Origin of the sequence: Sunxiuqinia indica, assembly GCF_009847015.1 — a bacterium.
Classification (GTDB): Bacteria; Bacteroidota; Bacteroidia; order Bacteroidales; family Prolixibacteraceae; genus Sunxiuqinia; species Sunxiuqinia indica.
This window is the reverse complement of record NZ_WVEM01000009.1, coordinates 214,939-234,471: the sequence shown is the minus strand read 5'-3', so window position 1 is coordinate 234,471 and position 19,533 is coordinate 214,939. Positions and strand designations below refer to the sequence as shown.

Annotated in this window: 17 protein-coding genes; 6 read left to right on the top strand and 11 right to left on the bottom strand. The window is 40.8% G+C overall.

The genetic code is table 11. The annotated features are described in order from the left end of the window. Positions 1 to 105: 105 nt before the first annotated feature. The 6 genes from GR929_RS14845 to queG all read right to left on the bottom strand — a co-directional run bounded on the left by GR929_RS14845 (position 106) and on the right by queG (position 9,069). On the bottom strand, positions 106 to 1,470 hold the full coding sequence (locus GR929_RS14845; RefSeq protein WP_159521135.1) for a glycoside hydrolase family 57 protein: 1,365 nt from the start codon (positions 1,468 to 1,470) through the stop codon (positions 106 to 108). Positions 1,471 to 1,481: 11 nt separating this feature from the next. Beyond that, entirely contained in the window at positions 1,482 to 2,774 is a 1,293-nt protein-coding gene (locus GR929_RS14840; RefSeq protein WP_159521133.1) for a glycosyltransferase family 4 protein, read from the bottom strand. 24 nt (positions 2,775 to 2,798) lie between these two features. Next, positions 2,799 to 4,745, bottom strand: coding sequence for an amylo-alpha-1,6-glucosidase (locus tag GR929_RS14835; protein WP_159521131.1), 1,947 nt, complete (start codon positions 4,743 to 4,745; stop codon positions 2,799 to 2,801). A 101-nt stretch (positions 4,746 to 4,846) separates the two neighbouring features. Next, positions 4,847 to 5,863, bottom strand: a complete 1,017-nt coding sequence (locus GR929_RS14830; RefSeq protein ID WP_159521129.1) for a GSCFA domain-containing protein — start codon at positions 5,861 to 5,863, stop codon at positions 4,847 to 4,849. Further along, positions 5,864 to 7,876 carry an alpha amylase C-terminal domain-containing protein gene (locus tag GR929_RS14825; RefSeq protein WP_159521127.1) on the bottom strand — a complete coding sequence of 671 codons (2,013 nt, stop codon included), beginning with the start codon at positions 7,874 to 7,876 and terminating at the stop codon, positions 5,864 to 5,866. Between the two features lie 263 nt (positions 7,877 to 8,139). After that, on the bottom strand, positions 8,140 to 9,069 hold the full coding sequence (queG, locus tag GR929_RS14820; RefSeq protein WP_159521125.1) for a tRNA epoxyqueuosine(34) reductase QueG: 930 nt from the start codon (positions 9,067 to 9,069) through the stop codon (positions 8,140 to 8,142). Positions 9,070 to 9,310: 241 nt separating this feature from the next. On the opposite strand from queG, the gene GR929_RS14815 reads away from it, so the two are divergent. After that, a complete protein-coding gene (locus GR929_RS14815) occupies positions 9,311 to 9,739 on the top strand; it encodes a 3D domain-containing protein (RefSeq protein ID WP_201301026.1) in 429 nt (142 codons plus the stop codon). A gap of 124 nt (positions 9,740 to 9,863) precedes the next feature. Further along, positions 9,864 to 10,643, top strand: a complete 780-nt coding sequence (locus GR929_RS14810; protein WP_159521123.1) for a hypothetical protein — start codon at positions 9,864 to 9,866, stop codon at positions 10,641 to 10,643. A 392-nt stretch (positions 10,644 to 11,035) separates the two neighbouring features. Here the strand turns inward: GR929_RS14810 and GR929_RS14805 are convergent, their stop codons facing one another. After that, positions 11,036 to 11,755 carry a LytR/AlgR family response regulator transcription factor gene (locus GR929_RS14805; protein ID WP_159521121.1) on the bottom strand — a complete coding sequence of 240 codons (720 nt, stop codon included), beginning with the start codon at positions 11,753 to 11,755 and terminating at the stop codon, positions 11,036 to 11,038. Continuing rightward, on the bottom strand, positions 11,743 to 12,873 hold the full coding sequence (locus GR929_RS14800) for a sensor histidine kinase (protein ID WP_159521119.1): 1,131 nt from the start codon (positions 12,871 to 12,873) through the stop codon (positions 11,743 to 11,745). The genes GR929_RS14805 and GR929_RS14800 overlap by 13 nt, the downstream gene beginning before the upstream one ends. A gap of 226 nt (positions 12,874 to 13,099) precedes the next feature. Here GR929_RS14800 and GR929_RS14795 point away from each other — a divergent pair, with 226 nt between their 5' ends. Next, positions 13,100 to 13,483 carry a MotA/TolQ/ExbB proton channel family protein gene (locus tag GR929_RS14795; protein WP_159521117.1) on the top strand — a complete coding sequence of 128 codons (384 nt, stop codon included), beginning with the start codon at positions 13,100 to 13,102 and terminating at the stop codon, positions 13,481 to 13,483. A 42-nt stretch (positions 13,484 to 13,525) separates the two neighbouring features. Here the strand turns inward: GR929_RS14795 and GR929_RS14790 are convergent, their stop codons facing one another. Both GR929_RS14790 and GR929_RS14785 read right to left on the bottom strand, forming a co-directional pair. Next, positions 13,526 to 14,491 carry a GDP-mannose 4,6-dehydratase gene (locus tag GR929_RS14790; protein WP_159521115.1) on the bottom strand — a complete coding sequence of 322 codons (966 nt, stop codon included), beginning with the start codon at positions 14,489 to 14,491 and terminating at the stop codon, positions 13,526 to 13,528. Positions 14,492 to 14,498: 7 nt separating this feature from the next. After that, complete coding sequence (locus GR929_RS14785) at positions 14,499 to 15,188, bottom strand: lipid-A-disaccharide synthase N-terminal domain-containing protein (protein WP_159521113.1); 690 nt, start codon at positions 15,186 to 15,188, stop codon at positions 14,499 to 14,501. Positions 15,189 to 15,485: 297 nt separating this feature from the next. Here GR929_RS14785 and lepA point away from each other — a divergent pair, with 297 nt between their 5' ends. The 3 genes from lepA (at position 15,486) to GR929_RS14770 (ending at position 18,539) form a co-directional block, all read left to right on the top strand. After that, positions 15,486 to 17,270, top strand: a complete 1,785-nt coding sequence (lepA, locus tag GR929_RS14780) for a translation elongation factor 4 (RefSeq protein ID WP_159521111.1) — start codon at positions 15,486 to 15,488, stop codon at positions 17,268 to 17,270. 199 nt (positions 17,271 to 17,469) lie between these two features. Next, positions 17,470 to 18,018, top strand: a complete 549-nt coding sequence (locus GR929_RS14775) for an RNA polymerase sigma factor (protein ID WP_159521109.1) — start codon at positions 17,470 to 17,472, stop codon at positions 18,016 to 18,018. Next, complete coding sequence (locus GR929_RS14770) at positions 18,015 to 18,539, top strand: hypothetical protein (RefSeq protein ID WP_159521107.1); 525 nt, start codon at positions 18,015 to 18,017, stop codon at positions 18,537 to 18,539. The genes GR929_RS14775 and GR929_RS14770 overlap by 4 nt, the downstream gene beginning before the upstream one ends. Before the next feature lie 126 nt (positions 18,540 to 18,665). On the opposite strand, the gene GR929_RS14765 is transcribed toward GR929_RS14770, so the two are convergent. Beyond that, positions 18,666 to 19,466 (bottom strand): SDR family oxidoreductase, encoded by an 801-nt coding sequence (locus tag GR929_RS14765; RefSeq protein WP_159521105.1) that lies wholly within the window; start codon positions 19,464 to 19,466, stop codon positions 18,666 to 18,668. Positions 19,467 to 19,533 lie beyond the last annotated feature (67 nt).

The window sequence follows — 19,533 nt, the reverse complement described above, 5'->3', positions numbered from 1 at the left end:
ATCCCATCGAGGGGGATTTATTACAACTCAAGCAATATTGCCTTTTATGTCAGTTGTTTACGAACAATTTGAATAGAGTACAGGTGCACTAGATTTTGATTAAACTTACTTTTTTTCGATTTTCTTCTTTAAGGCAGTTTTCGGTTTCGATTTGTTAGTTGTGGTAGGTTTCTTTTTTTTCTTTTGTTGAAGCCTAACAATTTCGGCTTCGTATTTTTTTAGCTTTTCTTCTTTTTCAGCAATCATCTTGTTCATGGCTGCTATTTTGTGTTCCATTTCACTCTCTGGAACAAATGTATTCAATCTAAGTTTAAAATCACTAAGCACATTCATATAATTAATGAAAGCTTCATACGGACTTTCGTATGGATTGAAGTAGCTATGTATCTCACCGTCAGAGAAAAACTTAGTGCTCATGTAGTAAAAATGGTCGCTTACCTGAAGGTAGCTCCAGTCCTTCAGTAGTTCCGGATCAGTAACTTGCTCCATTCGATCTTTCAACTCATATAATTTGTCAAAAGCTTCTTGTTGCATCTCATTTCCGAGCCAAGCGGTTAGGTCACGTTCTTCATCGGCCCAGGAGATGGCATGTGGTACGCTAACCATTGACACCGGCTGGAATTGATCAACAATTTCAGATGGCGTTGCAAATTGAAGCTTGGAGTTTTTAAATACTGCATCAGGGAGTTCTTCCATAAAGCGGAATATGCCAGTCTCTGCCAACTGGTGTTCTCCAAAGGTTTCGTAATGCATAAACAAATTGATGATTTCGTCTTTTTGATCACCGTCCATCCAGCGCACAAATTTGTCAGCTGTCAATGGATATTCGTTCCAGCCCTGGTTTGAAAAACGGAAAGCCAAATCGTCACTAAGCTTATAATTCCGCATTAAAACTTTAAGTCGGGGGTTGATGGCATTACAATACAAGTAATTTGGTGATTTCCATCCAAGAATATGTTTTGCTCCTTCAGTAATCGCTCCTTTGAAACCCATTTCTGCTGTTAGGGCGCCAATGTCGTCAGAATAAATTAATTCGGTGTTTCGAAGTACTTGCGGTTGTTGTCCGAAATATTTGTGAATCGCTTGCGCATGTCTTTCGACTTGCTTCTTATATAATTCCTTGCTTTTTAACGCGACCAACGAATTTGAGTAAGTTTCTGCCAAGAACTCAACCTGCCCGGTTTTTGCCAATTCCTGAAAAGAATCAAGTACTTCCGGAGCGTATAGTTCAAATTGCTCCAATGCTGTTCCTGAAATTGAAAAGGCGATTTTGAATTTGCCTTTATGCTTTTTTATCAAATCAAGCATCATTTTGTTGGCCGGCAAATAGCAACGATCAGCAATCTTTCTCAGGATTGTTTCATTGGCATAATCATCGTAGTAATAATGGTCATTACCGATATCAAAAAAGCGATAACGGCGGTAACGAAATGGTTGATGTACTTGAAAGTAAAAACAAATGGCTCTCATATTCTTGTTTTTTATTCTGTTTTTAAAGCTTCGTTATAAACATCGCGGACGTTGCGGGCCGAATTTTTCCACTGCAAGCTATCCACTTCTTCTTTTCCATGTTTCATAAACATATTCCACATGCCGGGGTAGTTCAATAATCCGTATATGGCATCAGCCATCGCGTGAGTGTCCCAGTAGTCGGTTTTGACCGCATATTTTAAGATCTCGGAAACGCCGGACTGGTTCGATATAATCACAGGTACATTGGTCTGCATAGCCTCAAGAGGCACAATGCCAAAAGGTTCCGAAACTGAAGGCATGACAAAGACATCACTCATCCGGAACATGTCAAATACATCGTCCCCTTTCAAAAAGCCTGTGAAGTGGAAGTAGTCTGATATTTTTAACTCGGCAGCACGACGAACCATGCGATTCATCATATCGCCGCTACCAGCCATCACGAAACGAACGTTTTTCATTCTTTTTAAAACCAGGTTGGCGGCTTCAACAAAATATTCAGGCCCTTTTTGCATGGTTATCCTTCCTAAAAAAGTAACTATTTTATCTTCAACACCCTTTTTTAGTTTGGCTTTTTCTTCCTTGCTAACCGGCTCTACCGCATTGTATACCGTTGTGACTTTAGCAGGGTCAATGCCGTATTTTTCGATCACAATTTTCCGGGTTAAATTACTTACCGTTATAATTTTATCGGCAGCATTCATGCCTCTTTGCTCAATATCAAAAACCTGAGGATTGACACTTCCTCCGCTACGGTCGAAATCAGTCGCATGAACATGGATAACTAAGGGTTTTCCGCTTGCTTCTTTTGCTGCGATTCCTGCGGGGTAGGCGAGCCAGTCGTGTGCGTGAATCAGGTCAAATTCTTCTTCCTGAGCGATGACTTCCGCCACTAGCGAGTATTTATAGATTTCGTGCAGTAGATCTTTCCCATATGTGCCCGAAAATTCAATTTTTCCTTCTTCGTTGGTCTCAACAAAACGGGTTTTTTCAGAATATTTTTTGCTGCTGAGTTTCCAGAACTCCTCAGGATCCATGTACGGAACCATGCCGGATTCAACTTCGTAGTATTCAATTTTTTTCTGAAGGTCTTTAAATTCGACTTTCGTTTTAGTAATTGGAACCTCATTTGCTCCAACCAGTTTCATGCTTGATTGATCCTCGTCACCATGAGCCTTAGGTACCACAAAAATGACATCAACATCTTTGTTTTCAGCTAACCCTTTTGTCAATCCGTAACAAGCTGTTCCAAGACCCCCGGATATGTGGGGCGGAAATTCCCAACCAAACATTAATACTTTCATAGATTCCCGTTTTATTTATTATTCTTATTCTGAAAAATTAATTATTAACTTGTATGACCTGATGATTGCCGCAACATTCCATGCCTGAGATATGGCGCCCTTGCCATAGTGCGGCGGGTTGCCATTATAGTTTTCCGGTATTGTTCCAATGCAGTGTTCAGTCATCTCTTCCTCAAATCCTTCGATCAATTTCTTGACGAAAGGCATCCCTCCTCTTTTATGTATTTTTAAATAACCTTCTACAAAAAACATGAGCAGCCATGGCCAGGCTGTTCCCTGGTGCAAGGTTTTTTCACGCTCAATAACGCTCCCCGCACAAGAGCCTTCGTACTCCGCATTTCTGGGCGATAATGTTCGTAATCCGCGTGGAGTAAGCAATTGATGCTTGACGATTCCTAAAACCTCCTTTCGCTGTTCCTTGTTTAGTGGCGTATAATCGAGTGCTGCAGCAATAACCATATTGGGGCGAATCGACCAATCTTTATAGTCGCCATTAACTGAGTCAGCGAGGTAGCTATGCTCATCACACCAGAATTCGTTCATGAATGATTCTGCAATTTTAGCGGGGTACTCTTTCCATTCCTTTTCGAAGCTTTTAGCTCCGGCAGATTTTGCCAGCTCCAACGCAAAACAGATTGCATTATACCAGAGTGCATTAACTTCAACCGGCATACCGTTTCTGTTCACAATCGGCTTCCCATCAAGATAGGAATCCATCCATGTCAGGGCAAGATTGTCAGAATAGCCTGCAAGTAGCCCGTTTTCGGCCATTTTGATATTGTAATCAGTACCACTCCTGAATGAATCAAGGATCTGTTTGATTTCCTTTTTATACTTTGTCCAGATGTGTTTCTGGTTATTCGTCTCTTTTGCATATTGTTGTAGAGCCCAGAAGAACCAAAGTGATGTGTCGACATTATTGTAGGCCAGATTTTGCTTCCCATTGACAAGAGGGAATAGACCATTTTTCAGGTTTTTTAATTGGGTGTCAACGATATCTTCGAACAATTCATATTCTTCTTGCTCGAGAGCTAAGCCGGGAAGAGACACGAATGTTTGACGGGGTATTGAGCCATACCATGGAAATCCGGCAATAATGTCTTTCGTATCATCCTTTATGATGAAGAACTGTTGGGCCGCGTTAATGAGGTTGCTCATGAATGTGTCCCGTGACGGTCTTTTGTTTAGCTCGCGCGTAAATTTTGTCTTAAATGAATTGGGGTTTGATTCCGTTGTTGAGGCTGAAAAAACAATGCTTTCACCTTTCTTTATTGGCATTTCAAAATAGCCAGGAACAAATAAATCCTCTTTGTAGTCGTAGCCCCGGTTTTGCTCTTTCAAATACTCAATATCTTTATACCAATCAGGGACGCTAATAAACTCAACGGATTTCGAAAACTGCATGTGTAAGTCAGGATAACCTTCATACATTTTCATTTTTATGCCATTTTCTACCGTTTGGTATTTTGTATTGGCATACATGTTTGCTTTGCTGAGATTATGCACACTACGAAACGCCATAAATGGTTTTAGCCGCAATGTGGTAGGAGAATTGGCTTCCTCCAGTGTATATCTTGTTAGTACCTGCTGTTCATTCTGAACTAAAATTCGCTCTTTGCTGAACACGACACCGCCAACCCGAAAAGTCGTTTTAGGGACGCGATCGACCTCATAATCACGAATGTATTTGTGCCCTTTTGGCTCGAAATAATCGCCTTCATACTTGTGAATGCCAAGGTTAAACTCGGCACCGTGTTGTATAATCGTCTCATCAAGAGATGATAATAAAACATGTTTGTCGCCATCCAGTTCGTCGACCGGGCAAACGAGTAATCCATGGTATTTTCGTGTGTTACATCCCGAAATAGTTGTACTGATGTAAGAACCAGCTCGGTTTGAACGGAGAACTTCTCTGGATAAAGAATACTCCAAGTTCACTAAACGACTTTTATCGAATTTTAGGTAGCTCATAGTTTTAAACTTTGGGCTTAATCACAATTAGTTATTACTATATTTATAATCTAGGAGATCAGATTGTTGCGGTTGCTACAAATTTATGGAAAGAAATCCAATCATTGTTCACAATTGCTCTGATGCTCTTCTAACTTTAATTCAAAATACTTTTTTTCATTTGCTAAGTTAAGAAACGGAAAAATTTTCATTAAATCATTTATCTCATTTACGTTATATAACAGAAATTTTTGGTGCGTTTCTGATTGAACATTTCGCGGTCGGTGCTCAATTGCTTTGATGACCTTCTGAATACTTTTTATTATTTTATGACTTTCGTCAGTAATCACTTTTGAGCAGAATTTATTCCAAATGTGATCAATTGCTTGCGCACTAATGTGCAACATATCAGGAGCATAAAACCGATAGTCTCTCAGTTCGTCCATGACTATTTCGTAGGAGGGAAAATAGGCGCAATGAGCTGTTCCAAAATCGGTTATTAATTGGTTAATTGCCAGGAATAAAGTCGACTTGCTTAATTGGTTTTCAACTGCTCCGTCCTTCCAATGACGAATTGGACTGACCGTAAATAGGATTTTTAAATTTGGGTTAATTCTTAAAAGTTCAGAGATTAGCTCGTTGTAATCACTTGTTATTTCGCTGGGACTTAAACGATAGCGATGAAACTCTGCAGCCGGCAGTTTATGGCAGTTTGAGACAATTTTCCCGCTGTTTTTCAGCTCAAAAACCCATGCTGTTCCCAACGAAAGAATTAAATACTCACTTTCTATTAAATGGTCATGCGAACGTCGGATTTGATCATTTATTTGTTTCAAACAATCTTTTTTGCTTGTAGAAGAGAGCCTGCTATGATGGTCAAAACTGTGCCATATTCCATCGTGTTCAATTAAGTCTTCGGCTGTGTATGTTTTCTGTTCCATTAGCAGGCGAAGGCTTTTCGAAATTGATTGCGGATTATATAATATGCCAAACGGATTCAGGTCAACCTGAAACTTCAATTGTTTCATGCGTTGTCCTATATTTTCAGAAAAGCAGGAGCCCATCATCATCACTTTTGTACGATGGTCGATGTGCCAACCGATATCTTTTATTTCAACTTCAGTAAAATATTGATTCATTTATTTAATCCGTTTAAACGCTTGTTTCTTCAGAACAATTCCTGTTCGGGCTGGCAGGTATAAGTTTAAATAATGCTGACTGCTTAGTCCTTTTGATGGTCTTGTGTAGTAAATCATATTTTTATCGATACGTTCCTGTCCTCCAAAACATTCCTCGTCGGTGTGAAATAAAATCTTGTACTTTGAGGCTTCCAAAGGGATACCGTAATCGGTAAATGACTGCGTGGGATTAAAATTAAAAACCATCAAAAAGTCACCCCGCTGGTAGCTCAACACCTGGTCGGCTTTGTTATCGAATCGCCGATAAACTTCAGGAATCTCAATCAAGTGGTTTTCTCTGATCCACTGCATCATTTTACGGTCAAAGTCAGCGAGCAGGTGGTAGCGTAATTCTTTGTTTTCAGTTAGGCTCCAAATTCGTCGGGCGTTTTTGTACGACCAATTGTTTCCTTCGCGCGGAAAGTCGATCCACTCGGGATGGCCAAACTCATTACCCATAAAATTAAGGTAGGCTCCGCCTGCTGTCGTAGCCGTGGCGAGCCGGATCATTTTGTGTAAAGCCATTCCCCGGTCAACGGTTAGGTTGGGTTGATCCTTGCGCATACTGAAGTACATTTCTTTGTCGATCAATCGGAATATAATGGTTTTATCTCCAACCAATGCCTGGTCATGCGACTCAGCATAGCTTACAACCTTTTCATCCAGACGTTTCGATGTCAGCTCATAAAAAATCTGGCCTACGTCCCAGTTTTCATCTGCAACCTCTTTGATTAGTTTGATCCAGAAATCGGGGACCCCCATAGCCATTCGGTAATCGAATCCGTATCCTCCATCATCTATAGGAGTTGCCAAACCGGGCATTCCACTAACTTCTTCGGCAACCGATAATGAGTTTGGATCAATTTCATGGATTAACTTATTGGCTAAATAGAAATAGGTAACGGCTTCATCGTCGATTCCTTGATCGTAGTAATCGGCATATTGTGTGAATGCCTTTCCTAGTCCATGATCGTAATACAACATGCTGGTTACACCATCGAACCGGAAGCCATCGAATTTAAAATCCTCGAGCCAATACCGGATATTTGAAAGCAGAAAGTGTAAAACATCATTTTTACCATAGTCGAAACAATAAGAATCCCATGCCGGATGTTCGCCGCGTGCGCCATCATGAAAGAATTGGAAACGTGTACCATCGTATCTCCCGAGTCCCTCTACCTCGTTTTTTACAGCGTGCGAGTGAACCAAGTCAATAATTATAGACAGCCCCATTCCATGGGCTTCGTCAATTAGTTGTTTTAGTTCTTCGGGAGTTCCAAAGCGTGATGAAGGGGCAAAAAAGCTGGATACGTGGTAGCCGAAACTTCCGTAATATGGATGCTCGGGAATGGCCATGAGTTGAATGGTGTTGTATCCGGCAGCCTTTATCCAGGGCAACGTATGCTCACGAAACTCATTATAAGTATGTACCCGCTCTGCTTCGCCGGCCATGCCGATATGGCTCTCGTAAATTAAGGGCGCTTCATTTGCTCTATGGTAGTCGGGGTGTTTCCACTCGAAGTCTTTTTCTTGAATCCACACCTGGGCGTTGAAAAGTTTGGAGTGCTCATCCTGCACCACTCTTTTGCACCAGGCGGGTATTCGTTTCCCTTGTCCGCCGTTCCAGTGCATCGAGAAGGCATAAAGCTGACCATGTGTTAACTGATTTTCGCTAAGGTGCAATTCCCATTGGCCGTTTCCAATTGGTTGCAGCCGATAGGGTTCCTGCTCTTGCCAGTCGTTAAACTCACCAATCATGTATATTTGGGTGGCGTTGGGAGCCCAGTCTCGAATAACCCACCCGTCATGTTTTTTGTGCAGCCCAAACCAGTCGTGTCCACCGGCAAAATCTCTTAACGATCCGTTTTGGGTGAGCTCTTTTTCCTTTTCTTTTGCACGTTCGATTCGTGAGGTGATAACCGGAGCAAATGGCTCCAAACCGCTATCGTTTTGTATTAATTGTGGTAAATCCATAGGTGAATGCTTTCTATAAAGATAACGAATAGTCGGGCACACTTCAATGGATTTATTGTAAAATCATTGATAATTCATAACATGTTCACATAGGAGAAAATTAATCTAATTATGTCTTCATGCGACTGAAATAGTTGATAAAAATGATTATATAAAGGGTTTGTAGTTACATCGAGGGCGATAGTAATTCGATGCATTGAAGGACAGCAGGTTTTGCCTGCAGGAAAAAATCGTGACAGAAATTTAAAATATTGAATGGAGAGTTAGTCAGACGATGAGATGAACTGAAGATTGCGTTTTAAGCCCTCAAACTTGGTGCGTTTTACCGCTGATTTTCGGAAAAGTTCATTGAATAATGGACGATCCATTTCCATCCACTCTTTTTGCGAAAGTTCCAGAAGTCTGGGGTGTGGCTCAAAATCGGGTTCCTGATGCGGTTCTGATTTCAGGTTCCAGGGGCAAACATCCTGGCAAATATCGCAGCCAAATACCCGATCCTGAAACTGGTTTTTCAAACTTTCATCCAATTCCCCTTTCAATTCGATGGTTTGATAGGAAATACACCGCCGCGCGTCAACTCGTTGCGGCGCTACAATTGCCTGAGTCGGGCAGGCATCAATGCAACGGGTGCATTTGCCACAATAGTCAGGCACCACTTTTTTGTCAGGTTCTAATTCCAGATCTATAATTAATTCGCCGATAAAGAAGAAGCTTCCATGCTCTACCGAAATCAGGTTGGTGTTTTTGCCAATCCAGCCTAGTCCGGCTTTTGCAGCCCAGGCTTTATCAAGCACCGGAGCCGAATCAACAAATGGACGCCCGTTACAGGGAGCTATTTCTTCCTGGATAAAAGTTAACAATTGGTTCAGCTTATCTTTTAAAACAAAGTGGTAGTCTTTGCCATAAGCATATTTTGAAAGCACAGGGGCGTCATCGTTTTGTTGTTTTTCTTTCGGGTAGTAATTCAGCAAAACAGAAATGACAGACTTAGCTCCTTCGAAAATCAGTTGAGGATTCAGTCGCATGTCTACATTTCGAGCCATGTAGCTCATTTCGCCATGCATTCCCTGATTCAGCCATTTCTCCAGTCGGGGTCTTTCTTCCGCTAAGTAACTCGCGGTTGAGATGCCGCAATCCAGGAGTCCTAGCTCCGATGCCTTCTTTTTTATTTTGTCCGATATCTCTTTGTCCATTTCGTTTTAGTAGCTGCAAAAATGAACCTAAAACTACAAACAAGTACGCGAAGTTGAAAAGAATATTTTAACTCGATTAGTCGTCAGGCTTGAACAGGCAGTAAGTATTGTGAAAATTGTAGAAAAAAGCAGGTGTTTGAAGGAGTAGTCGGTTTCGAAATTGGCATTTTTATCAACAAAGGAATAAAATAACCTGTTTATATAAGTGTCTGAAGGGCTGAGATAACTAATAACAGATTCAATGAGTGTGATTAATTCCCTTAAATATGAAATAGCCAAATGGTTCAGGTTGATTGCCGTGCTGATCGGACTAATGTGTTTTGTGTCTGGTTGTGATCGGCGTGTTAAAAAAGAGTTGGAGGTTGTTGCTACCGCGTTTAATTCTCTTGCAGCCCAGACACATGCCGACCATCCGGAGATTGGAGCCTGGGGCGATACGCTTAGACCCGGAATGAAGTGTATTGCCGTTTCGAGAGATTTGATCAAGTTGGGGTTGACCTATCAAACCAAAGTGAAGATAGAAGGTTTTGAGGGTAAGTACCGGGTGCTGGACAAAATGAACAGGCGCTGGGAAAAGCGTATTGATATTTATATGGGTAAAGATATTGGCGCTGCTCTTGAGTGGGGGCGGGAGCCGGTAACCATCAGCTGGATGGGAAAGCCGGAGTAGTTGTGTTGGTTTTTCTTGTATTTCACTTTAAGCTTTTCTTGAACTAAAACCGGAATTAAATTTTGTTATGTTCGGCTGGCGTTGTATCTTGGCAGTAAAATAATTTTGACAAATGCAAGGCCACGTGAAACAGATTCCAATCCTCATTTTTCTTTTTTTTATGATGTCGTTAGTTGCCATGGCGCAATCTGATCGTCAGAAAATCGGGATGCCTTATTTTTCGATTGGTGTTTATTCTTTAGATAACCGAAGCACAGCCAACGGACTTGATGAGATTGGAAACGACATTATAGGGCTGGCGAGTTTTGGAGGTGGATATGAATTCTTTCTGGATGATTCATGGTCGTTGGGATTAGGAGTTGATCTTTCCATTGGTGGCTTTGAAGATGAGTATTCTGAGCAATTTCTTGATGTGGCGCACATGCAAATCAATTTAACCGGGGTTTCGTTCAATTTACGACCAAAGTATACCATTTTTGAAACGACTGGTGGTGGATTTTTTCTGGAAGGAATTGGCAAGCTGGAATCTTTTGCCAGCAAGGCTCGTTTTGTTTTTTATAATGATAAGGAGGATTTTTCAACCGCAGGCACAACTTCCGGCTTTCATTTTTACTGGGGTGGTTCTGTTGGTTATCATTCTGATTTCGAAAATTCAAATGCTGTACAGCTTTCTCTGGGAGTAATTTCACACGATTTTGGAAAAGCAGTGAATAAACTGGACTTGGAGCAGTCGGGTTACTTTGTGAACGAGCACCTTAAAAGAGGTGTGTCGCTGGAGGCTCGTCTTGTTTTTTATTTCAGTTTTAAAAGGAAAGTAGACCGGTCAGATACCAGTGGTTTTAACTCATTCTTTTTTAACAGAGATGAGCAGGTGAAAAGGCAACTGGAAAGAAACAGAAAATAAATTGGCTGCTTACTGCTATAAACGGGCAGTTTGGGCTGTTTGGATTTTTTTTCGTGCCGAGGTTTGCTGAAAAAAAAATATTTTTTTGCTCTCATCCGGTCAATTCAGTCAAAAAAAAAATTTATATCGTTCTCCAGTCCGCTGGGGACAGTCAGAATTTATTTTTTTGTTCTTTTGCGGTCAATTCAGCAAAAAAATAAATTTTTTTTGCTCTCGGCTGCCGGATTCTTTCAAAAAAGAAAAAAATATCGCTCTCGGCCGCTCCGGACAAGCAAAAAAAAATGCGGATTGATTTTGTGGGTATGGCTCAATGTCACGGTCGTTTTTTTGCCTGGTTTTGTTGTGATAAGCAAAAATCATCCGCCGCCGGCGCAGGGAGTGTCCGGGTGCAGCTACGACAGAATAATTTTATCAACCTCCGTTTTATAGCTTCGGCCAATGGGAATCTTAAATTCTCCGAGCTCAACCAGCCCGGGAAGTAAGGCTGTAATCTTGGCTATTGAAATGATGTAGCCGCGATGTACCCGCAAGAATTGACTGGCAGGCAGTTGTTCTTCCAGGTGGCTGATCCGTTCTTTGGTTGTCAGCTTTCCTTTTTCGGAGTGTACAATCACATAGTCTCCAAAGCTTTCCAGGTAGAAAATCTCGTGGTGCATGATTTTATGCAGCTTTTTATCAATCTTTAAAAAGAGGTGATCCGGGGCCTGGTTGCCTTTTTCGGCGGCTGAAGGACCAGCCGTATTCGCATTGACTCGCTGGTAAAACCGGTTGATGGCTTTTGAAAAACGAACCAGCGAAATTGGTTTCAGTAAATAATCAATCACATCCAATTCGAACGCTTCAATGGCATAATTCCGATAAGCTGTCGTGAAAATTACTTTTGGTGCCGGATTCAGGTTTTTCAGAAATTCGATCCCGGTTATTTGCGGCATTTGAATATCCAGAAAAATAAGATCAACCCGTTGTTTTGACAGAAATTCCATGGCTTCAATTGCATTGTTGCATTCGCCGGCCAGCTTCAGGTTTTTAAATTCAGACAAATGATTTTTAATCACCCGAATGGCAATGGGCTCATCATCCACCACCAAACAATTATAAACTAGTTCGTCCATTGGCTTTTTTGTTGCGGCTTGTGTAATTGATCCAGTTCTAACTGCAGTTCAATTTCAAAAGTATCTTCTTTTGGATTGATTTCCAATTGATGTTTGTCGGGATAAATCAGCTTCAACCTTTTTTGTACATTCTTCAACCCAATGCCTTTTGTGTAATCTTCAGCATGGTCGGCATTGGAGTTTCTGCTGTTTTCAATGCGAAGATGAAGTGTGCTGCCATGAACTTCAATGGTAATGGCAACAAACGGATTGTGGATGGATTTGCTGACTCCGTGCTTAAACGCATTTTCGAAAAAAGCCAGCAAAAGCATGGGCGCAATTTCCAATTGATCCGGGTTGCCTTTTTCTTCGAGTTCGAGGGCCAGTTTTTTTCCATACCGAATCTTCTCAATTTCAATGTAATTCTTCAGATGATCCAGCTCACTTTTTAAGCTCACTTTGGGTTGGTTGCATTTGTAAAGCATGTAGTCCATCAAATCAGAGAGTTTTAGCACCAACTCCGGAGCTAAGTCCGATTTTTCGAGCGTTAACCCATACAGGTTGTTTAAGGTATTGAACAGGAAATGAGGATGAATTTGAGCACGCAGTAATTTGAGCTCCGATTCACGTAACTTCAGATCGGTTTCCAGTTGTCGCCTTTCCAACCGGGTAATTTCTTTCTTGATTTCGAAAGCGCGTTTTACCTGCTCAATGGCAATAAAGGCGAGAATAATAAAATATAAACCAACTAATAAAAAAACGATGTCAAAGGAAGTCGGGTCAAGTTTGTAAAACTGGAAGTCGCTAACGATGATGAATACATACATGCTGATCATCAGTTCGCACCACAAGGTAAACACAAACGTATAAAAAAGAAACAGTACAAAACGCCAGTATTTGCCCTGAAAGAGGAAGCGCGGGATCAGGTAATAATTCAGAAAATAGCTGGTAATTATGGCCAGCGGAAATAGAAGCGAAGCAAAGATAATGGTTGTTTGGTAGTCGCGATTGGCGCGTCCGAAAAACAGAATAAAGAACAGGTAGGAGATCACCCAGAATAGAAGATGTTGTCCAATTTTTAAAAAACTGACTTTGGGAATGTGATCTACTTTTACTTGCTGAAGGATACGCGTCATCATTATTAATATTGAGAGATGTCAAATTACTGAAAATTTGTGTTGAAATTGAAAAAATGTCGATGAACGACATGATTTCGCGATCCAATGTAATAAATGGTACGCTTGATGATCGAATTCCGGCTTTCGGTTGTATAGGTGAGGTTTGGTGCAGTTGGTCGACAAAATATGCTGAAAAAATTATTCGGTCATACTTTCGTATCATTAATTCATTTTAAATTTAAACATTATGAAAGCAGCAGATTTATTTTACGCGGGTGGCCCACTATTCATGTCAGTTGTAACAATATGGGGAATTGGCATGCTTGTTTTTACGGCTCAAAAGGTGATCCATTTTTTTGTGCAAGGGAAAGTCACAAAAAATGGATTGGGACTAATTTTATTATTCGGAAGCCTGGCCATTGTTACCGGATTCCTGGGGCAGGCCATCGGATTGATTGCGGCTTTTAATGCGATTGAAGTTGCAGGCGACATTTCACCCTCACTAGTAGCCGGAGGTTTGAAAGTAAGTATGATTGTTCCGGTGTATGGAACTTTAATTTTTATTCTTTCATTAATAGCCTGGGGAATCTTAAAAGAAATTTACGTTCGAAAAACAGAAAAACTGAGTTAGTCGAAAAGGAGGTTGTTGAGTTTTTTTTTAACAGCCTCTTTCTTATTGGTTAATCTGTCGGTACCAGTCTACAAAGTTTTTTACGCCTTCTTCAAAAGAATACTGAGGATTGTAGCCCAATAGTTTTTTTGCTTTTTCGATATTGGCAAACGTAATATCAACATCGCCCGGCTGCATCGGTAGTTGTTTGATGTTGGCTTTCACGCCACAGGCTTTTTCAATGGCGGCAATCATCTCCGACAATTTCACCGGCTGGTTATTTCCCAGGTTGATAATTTCGTAAACCTTTTCGTTACTGTTCAGGTAATTGATGGCTCCTCGAATTCCGGCAACGGTATCTTCGTAATAGGTGTAGTCGCGCGAAGTGCTGCCATCGCCAAACATCGGGACTTCTTTACCATTCAGAATTAAACCGGTGAATTTATGAATCGCTAAATCAGGGCGTTGGCGTGGACCAAATACGGTGAAAAATCGGAGGTTGATAATGTCCAGGTCATATAACGAATGATAGGTGTAGTTGATCAATTCACAAGCCTTTTTGGTAAAAGCATAGGGCGAAATGGGGTTGCTCACATCCTGCCCTTCGTGAAACGGGGTTTCCCTGGTATTGCCGTATACCGACGATGAAGAAGCAAAAGCCAGTTTTTTGATGCCTTTGTCTTTCATGACATCCAAGATGTTTTGAGTGGCTGTGATGTTGGCACGAATGTAGCCCTGCGGATCCTCAATTGATGGACGAACTCCGGCTTTCCCCGCCAGATGAACAATCGTGTCAATTGTTTCTTCTTTAAGGTTTGAAGATAATGCGTCAAAATCAGCTAAGTCAACTTCAATAAAACGGAAATTTTGATGACCGATGGAGGTTGATAAGTTACGTTCTTTTATTTGACGATCATAAAAGGGATCAAAATTATCGATGCCAATTACGCGATTTCCTTCGGCTAACAGTTTTTCAGATAAATGAGATCCAATAAATCCGGCGCATCCGGTTAAAACTATCGTTTGCATATGCTTTTTATTTTATTTTCCCCGAAACAAAGGCAATGAGCTTGTTTAATACGGGAATATTTAAGCGGCTAAATAAGCTCCGTTTATTATAATGAATTAAGATGTTACGAAGGTAGACAAACATGCCTAAGCTATGTGCTGCGACCAAGACCGGATCGAGCCTGAATATACCATAAATAAGGTTCATCGAGGAGCCACAAATACTGATGATCCAGAACCCGAGTGGCAAGATGGACTCTTTACGGTTTTCAGAATAAATCCACTGATAGAAAAAGCGTGAAATGAAAATTACCTGTGCAACAATACCCCAGACCATCAACATGAAGGGGTTGTTTTCATTTTTAAAGAACGTAGACAGCGAATAGTTTGTTCCGAAAAACAGATATCCTAAAATAGCAATTGGCATGGCCAGTATAACTATTCGTGTGGGAAGCGACATGGTTTTCCAGTCGTTTTTCAACTGGATATTGCGCACATAAATGAAATAAACCAGAATTTGTCCGATCAGTATAGCCGCATCGTTTCGTAAAATACCATAGGTTAGCATCAGGATTGAGGCCAACAAACTAATCTTCCAAAAGATGGTTGGCGACAGTACTTTTCCTTCGTGTTCCGATTTGAACCACTGCACAATCGTACGCCCAAAAAAAAGAATTTGGGCAATAAAACCGACTGAATATATCAGGTAATCTTTCATTTTTAATTTATTTCAGGCGGTGCAAAGATAATTGAATTCACTTGTTTGCTGACTTCTGGTAACTATTATTCCGTTGAACGGGATGAATTTAATTCAGGATTTATTAAACTTTCTTAACGCCATGAGCTTTCTATTATTGTAATTAAATTTTGAATATCTTTGCGCCAATCCGAAACGGAGTAATTGAAAGAAAGGTTTTTAGATACATGAAACAAGCACGGAGAAGTTCTTATACACAGGAGGATGATTATACGCAAGTTTCATACGATACCTATAAAAAGCAAACGACAATAATCTATGAATAATATCCGCAACTTTTGCATTATTGCACATATTGACCACGGTAAGAGTACGTTGGCCGACCGCTTGTTGGAAGTAACCAAAACGGTGAGTGGGCGAGAGATGAAAGCTCAGGTACTCGATAGTATGGATTTGGAACAAGAACGAGGCATCACCATTAAAAGCCATGCCATACAAATGGATTATGTGCAGGATGGTGAGAAATATGTCTTGAACCTGATTGATACTCCCGGACACGTCGACTTTTCGTACGAAGTTTCCCGTTCAATTGCAGCATGCGAAGGAGCATTGTTAATTATTGATGCTACACAGGGAATTCAGGCACAAACGATTTCGAACCTGTATCTGGCTATTGAGCACGACCTGGAGATTATTCCAATTCTGAATAAAATGGACTTGCCGAATGCCATGCCAGAAGTGGTGGAAGACCAGATTATCGACTTAATTGGTTGCAAGCGTGAAGAAATTATTCGTGCCAGTGGTAAAACGGGAGAGGGGGTCGATGAAATTCTGAGAAATATTGTTGAAATAGTTCCTGCCCCAAAAGGTAATCCGGAAGAGCCCCTGCAAGCTTTGATTTTTGATTCTGTTTTTAATTCGTTTCGTGGGGTGATTGCTTACTTTAAAATTGTAAACGGAACGATTAATCAGGGCGACTCTGTAAAGTTTGTTAATACTAAAAAAGAGTACAATGCAGATGAAATTGGAGTGCTTCGGCTTGGTATGGAGAAACGAAAGACGTTGAGCACAGGCGATGTTGGCTATATCATCTCTGGAATTAAAACTGCAAAAGAGGTGAAGGTGGGAGATACCATAACGCACAAAGAAAGACCAACTTTGGCTATCTCCGGTTTCGAAGAAGTGAAACCGATGGTGTTTGCCGGAGTTTACCCAATTGATGCTGAGGATTACGAAGATTTGCGTGCAGCGATGGAAAAACTTCAGTTGAATGATGCATCGCTAACGTTTGAGCCGGAGTCGTCTGCTGCGCTCGGTTTCGGTTTTCGTTGCGGATTCCTGGGGATGTTACACATGGAAATTATTCAGGAACGTCTGGATCGCGAGTTTGATATGAATGTCATTACTACGGTACCAAACGTTTCGTACAAAGTACATACCACCAGTGGCGAAACCATTACGGTTTACAACCCTTCGGGCTTGCCGGCATCAACAACGATTGACGATATTGAAGAACCATATATTCGCTCACAAATTATTACCAAGTCCGATTTTATTGGATCTGTTATGACTTTGTGTTTGGAAAAACGCGGAACCCTGATCAAACAAGATTACCTGACCGCCGAGCGGGCTGAATTAACTTTTGACCTGCCACTGGGCGAAATTGTATTCGACTTTTACGATAAATTGAAATCAATTTCAAAGGGATACGCTTCTTTTGACTATCATATTACGGGCTATAAACCGGCGAAATTGGTTCGTTTGGATATTTTGTTGAATGGTGAAATGGTGGATGCACTCTCTTCACTAATTCACTTCGACAATGCTTACCCAATGGGACGTCGGATGTGCGAAAAGCTGAAAGAATTAATACCTCGCCAACAATTTGACATTGCAATTCAGGCTGCCATTGGAGCTAAGATTATTGCCCGGGAAACAGTAAAGGCTGTGCGAAAAGATGTCACTGCGAAATGTTACGGTGGCGATATCTCGCGAAAACGAAAACTGCTCGAGAAACAGAAAAAAGGTAAGAAGCGGATGAAACAAGTCGGTAACGTTGAGGTGCCTCAGAACGCCTTTTTAGCGGTATTGAAACTGGATTAATTAGTCATTACAAACGATATAATTATTCAAAATCCGATCTCCTTCAGGTCGGATTTTTTTTGTTTAAAGTCAAGGTGGTTTGTGTTAGTCGAAATGACTAAAATCTGATTTTCTTTTAAATTTATATACTTTTTTTGTTTGAAAAATGTAACAACCCATCTTTTAACAGAACTAAAAAGTAAACTCAATTCCCAGATGGATGATCAATAAAGAGGAGCAGTTTAAGCAAATTGTAAAAGATAATGAGGAAAGGGTTCGACGTATTTGTCGATACTATTCCAATTGTAATGAAGAATCGAAGGACATGTACCAGGAGATTCTCATAAATATCTGGAAAAGTTTGGATTCGTATCGGGGCGAAGCAGCTATTAGTACCTGGATTTACAGAATTGCTATCAATACCTCGCTGAGTATGTCGGGCAAAACTTTTAAACAGCTAAAATTCAGGGTTGATATGGATATGCAGCACCTTGGCAGTTTGATTGATGATAATGGCGCGGAGCAGAAAAAACTTTTGGAAAAGCAGCTGGATCGAATGCAGACGCAGATCAATCAACTTACAATTATCGACAAGGCTTTAATATCCTTACTGCTGGAGGGTTTATCGAGTAAGGAGATTGCGAACGTTGTTGGGTTAACCGAACCTAATGTCCGGGTGAAAATTCATCGGATAAAAGAGTCGTTGAGAAAATCGTTCGGGAGTGGAGATTTGGAGCAGGGGCAAACATCAGAAAATGAATTACCATGAATCAGTTATTAAGTCAGTTGAAGTCGCAAGACAAAAAAATGTGGAGAATGTCGAGGAACTTTCGGGTATTCTACTGGATAATGATACCTGTTTATACTTTTCTGTTGGTATTATATCCGTCTGACGACGTGGTAATTATTGAGCGATTGGGAGGGGGGTGCTTTGTCTTGTCTTTTGTTGTGTTTGCAGTTTTATTTAGTAAGAATGCCCGTGAATTTAAAACGATCGATTATTCTCAGCCGTCAGTTCAAATGCTTGAAAGTGCAGTTAAGCGGTATCGGCTTTGGAAACCAGAACTCGCATGGGCACTATTTGCCATCTTGTTTATAGATGCCGGAATGGTTTTGATGCGTATTCCGAGGGCGGAATCGGATTCACTACTAATGATAATATTGAATGTTCAGTATGTTCTTGTTCCCTTAATAACAGGAAGTTTTGTTGTTGGCATTATCTGGTGGTATGTCAAACATAAACCTTTGAGGGATCACGCACTTCATTTATTAAACGCATTGAAAGAGTAAGGGTGGTTATTAGTAAGATAAAAGTAGTCTTCAAGAAAACTTAAGAGACCAAACGAAGATTTTGCCCATTGTGGGATCAGCTAGTGGTGCAAGTCTTTATTTCTTTAGAAACTCTATGCTAATATTTTAAAGCCCATAATATTTCGTCAAAAGCCTTTCAAACAAACTGGCAGGGATCAATACTTTAACCCAGGGCATGGCTAGTTCTATCGGTGATCCAACTCGGTATTTGGGAGCGAGTTTATTCTTTTTTAGCAATTGGCTTATTGTTCGGGCAACTTTTATCGGGTCTCCAGCTACATCAACTTTATTGGTTGCACTTAAATTAATTTCCTCAAATGCGTTTTTGTAGGGCGATTCGGAGTCAATATCTGGAAGCTTTCGGTGTAGAGCAACTTCTGTTTTAAAATCACCTGGTTGAAGTACGCAGGCATCTATTCCAAAAGGCTTTATTTCCATACGTAATGACTCAATCATAATATCGAGCGCTGCTTTGCCGGCACAGTATACACTTTGAAATGGCAGCCCCGCTTCGGCAGCTAACGAGCTGATTAAGATAATCCGGCCACAGCCTTGTTGGCGCATGATTGGAATGACTGCCTGATTAACCCGTAAAATACCATAAAGATTTAAGTTGAAAACATCGGCAATTTCATCCGTATGAAAAGCCTCTAGCGGTCCAATGGCACCGCGTCCGGCGCACTGAACTACCACATCGATTCGTTTTGTTGTATTGTAAAGATTCTTAACTGCAGTTATTACAGATTTTTCACTTGTAACATCCATTTGTAAGGTTGAAATACCAGTTTCTGAGAAGTTGGTTTCAACTCGCCGCCCAGCAACAATAACGCGATGTCCCTCTTGTTTTAATTGCTTTGCAGTAGCAGCTCCTATGCCAGCAGTTCCCCCCGTAATTAGTACAATCATATTTTATTGATTTGGCAAAGTGTAAAGTACAAAATCGCAATGCAAAAATAGAATTCTATGTAAAGAT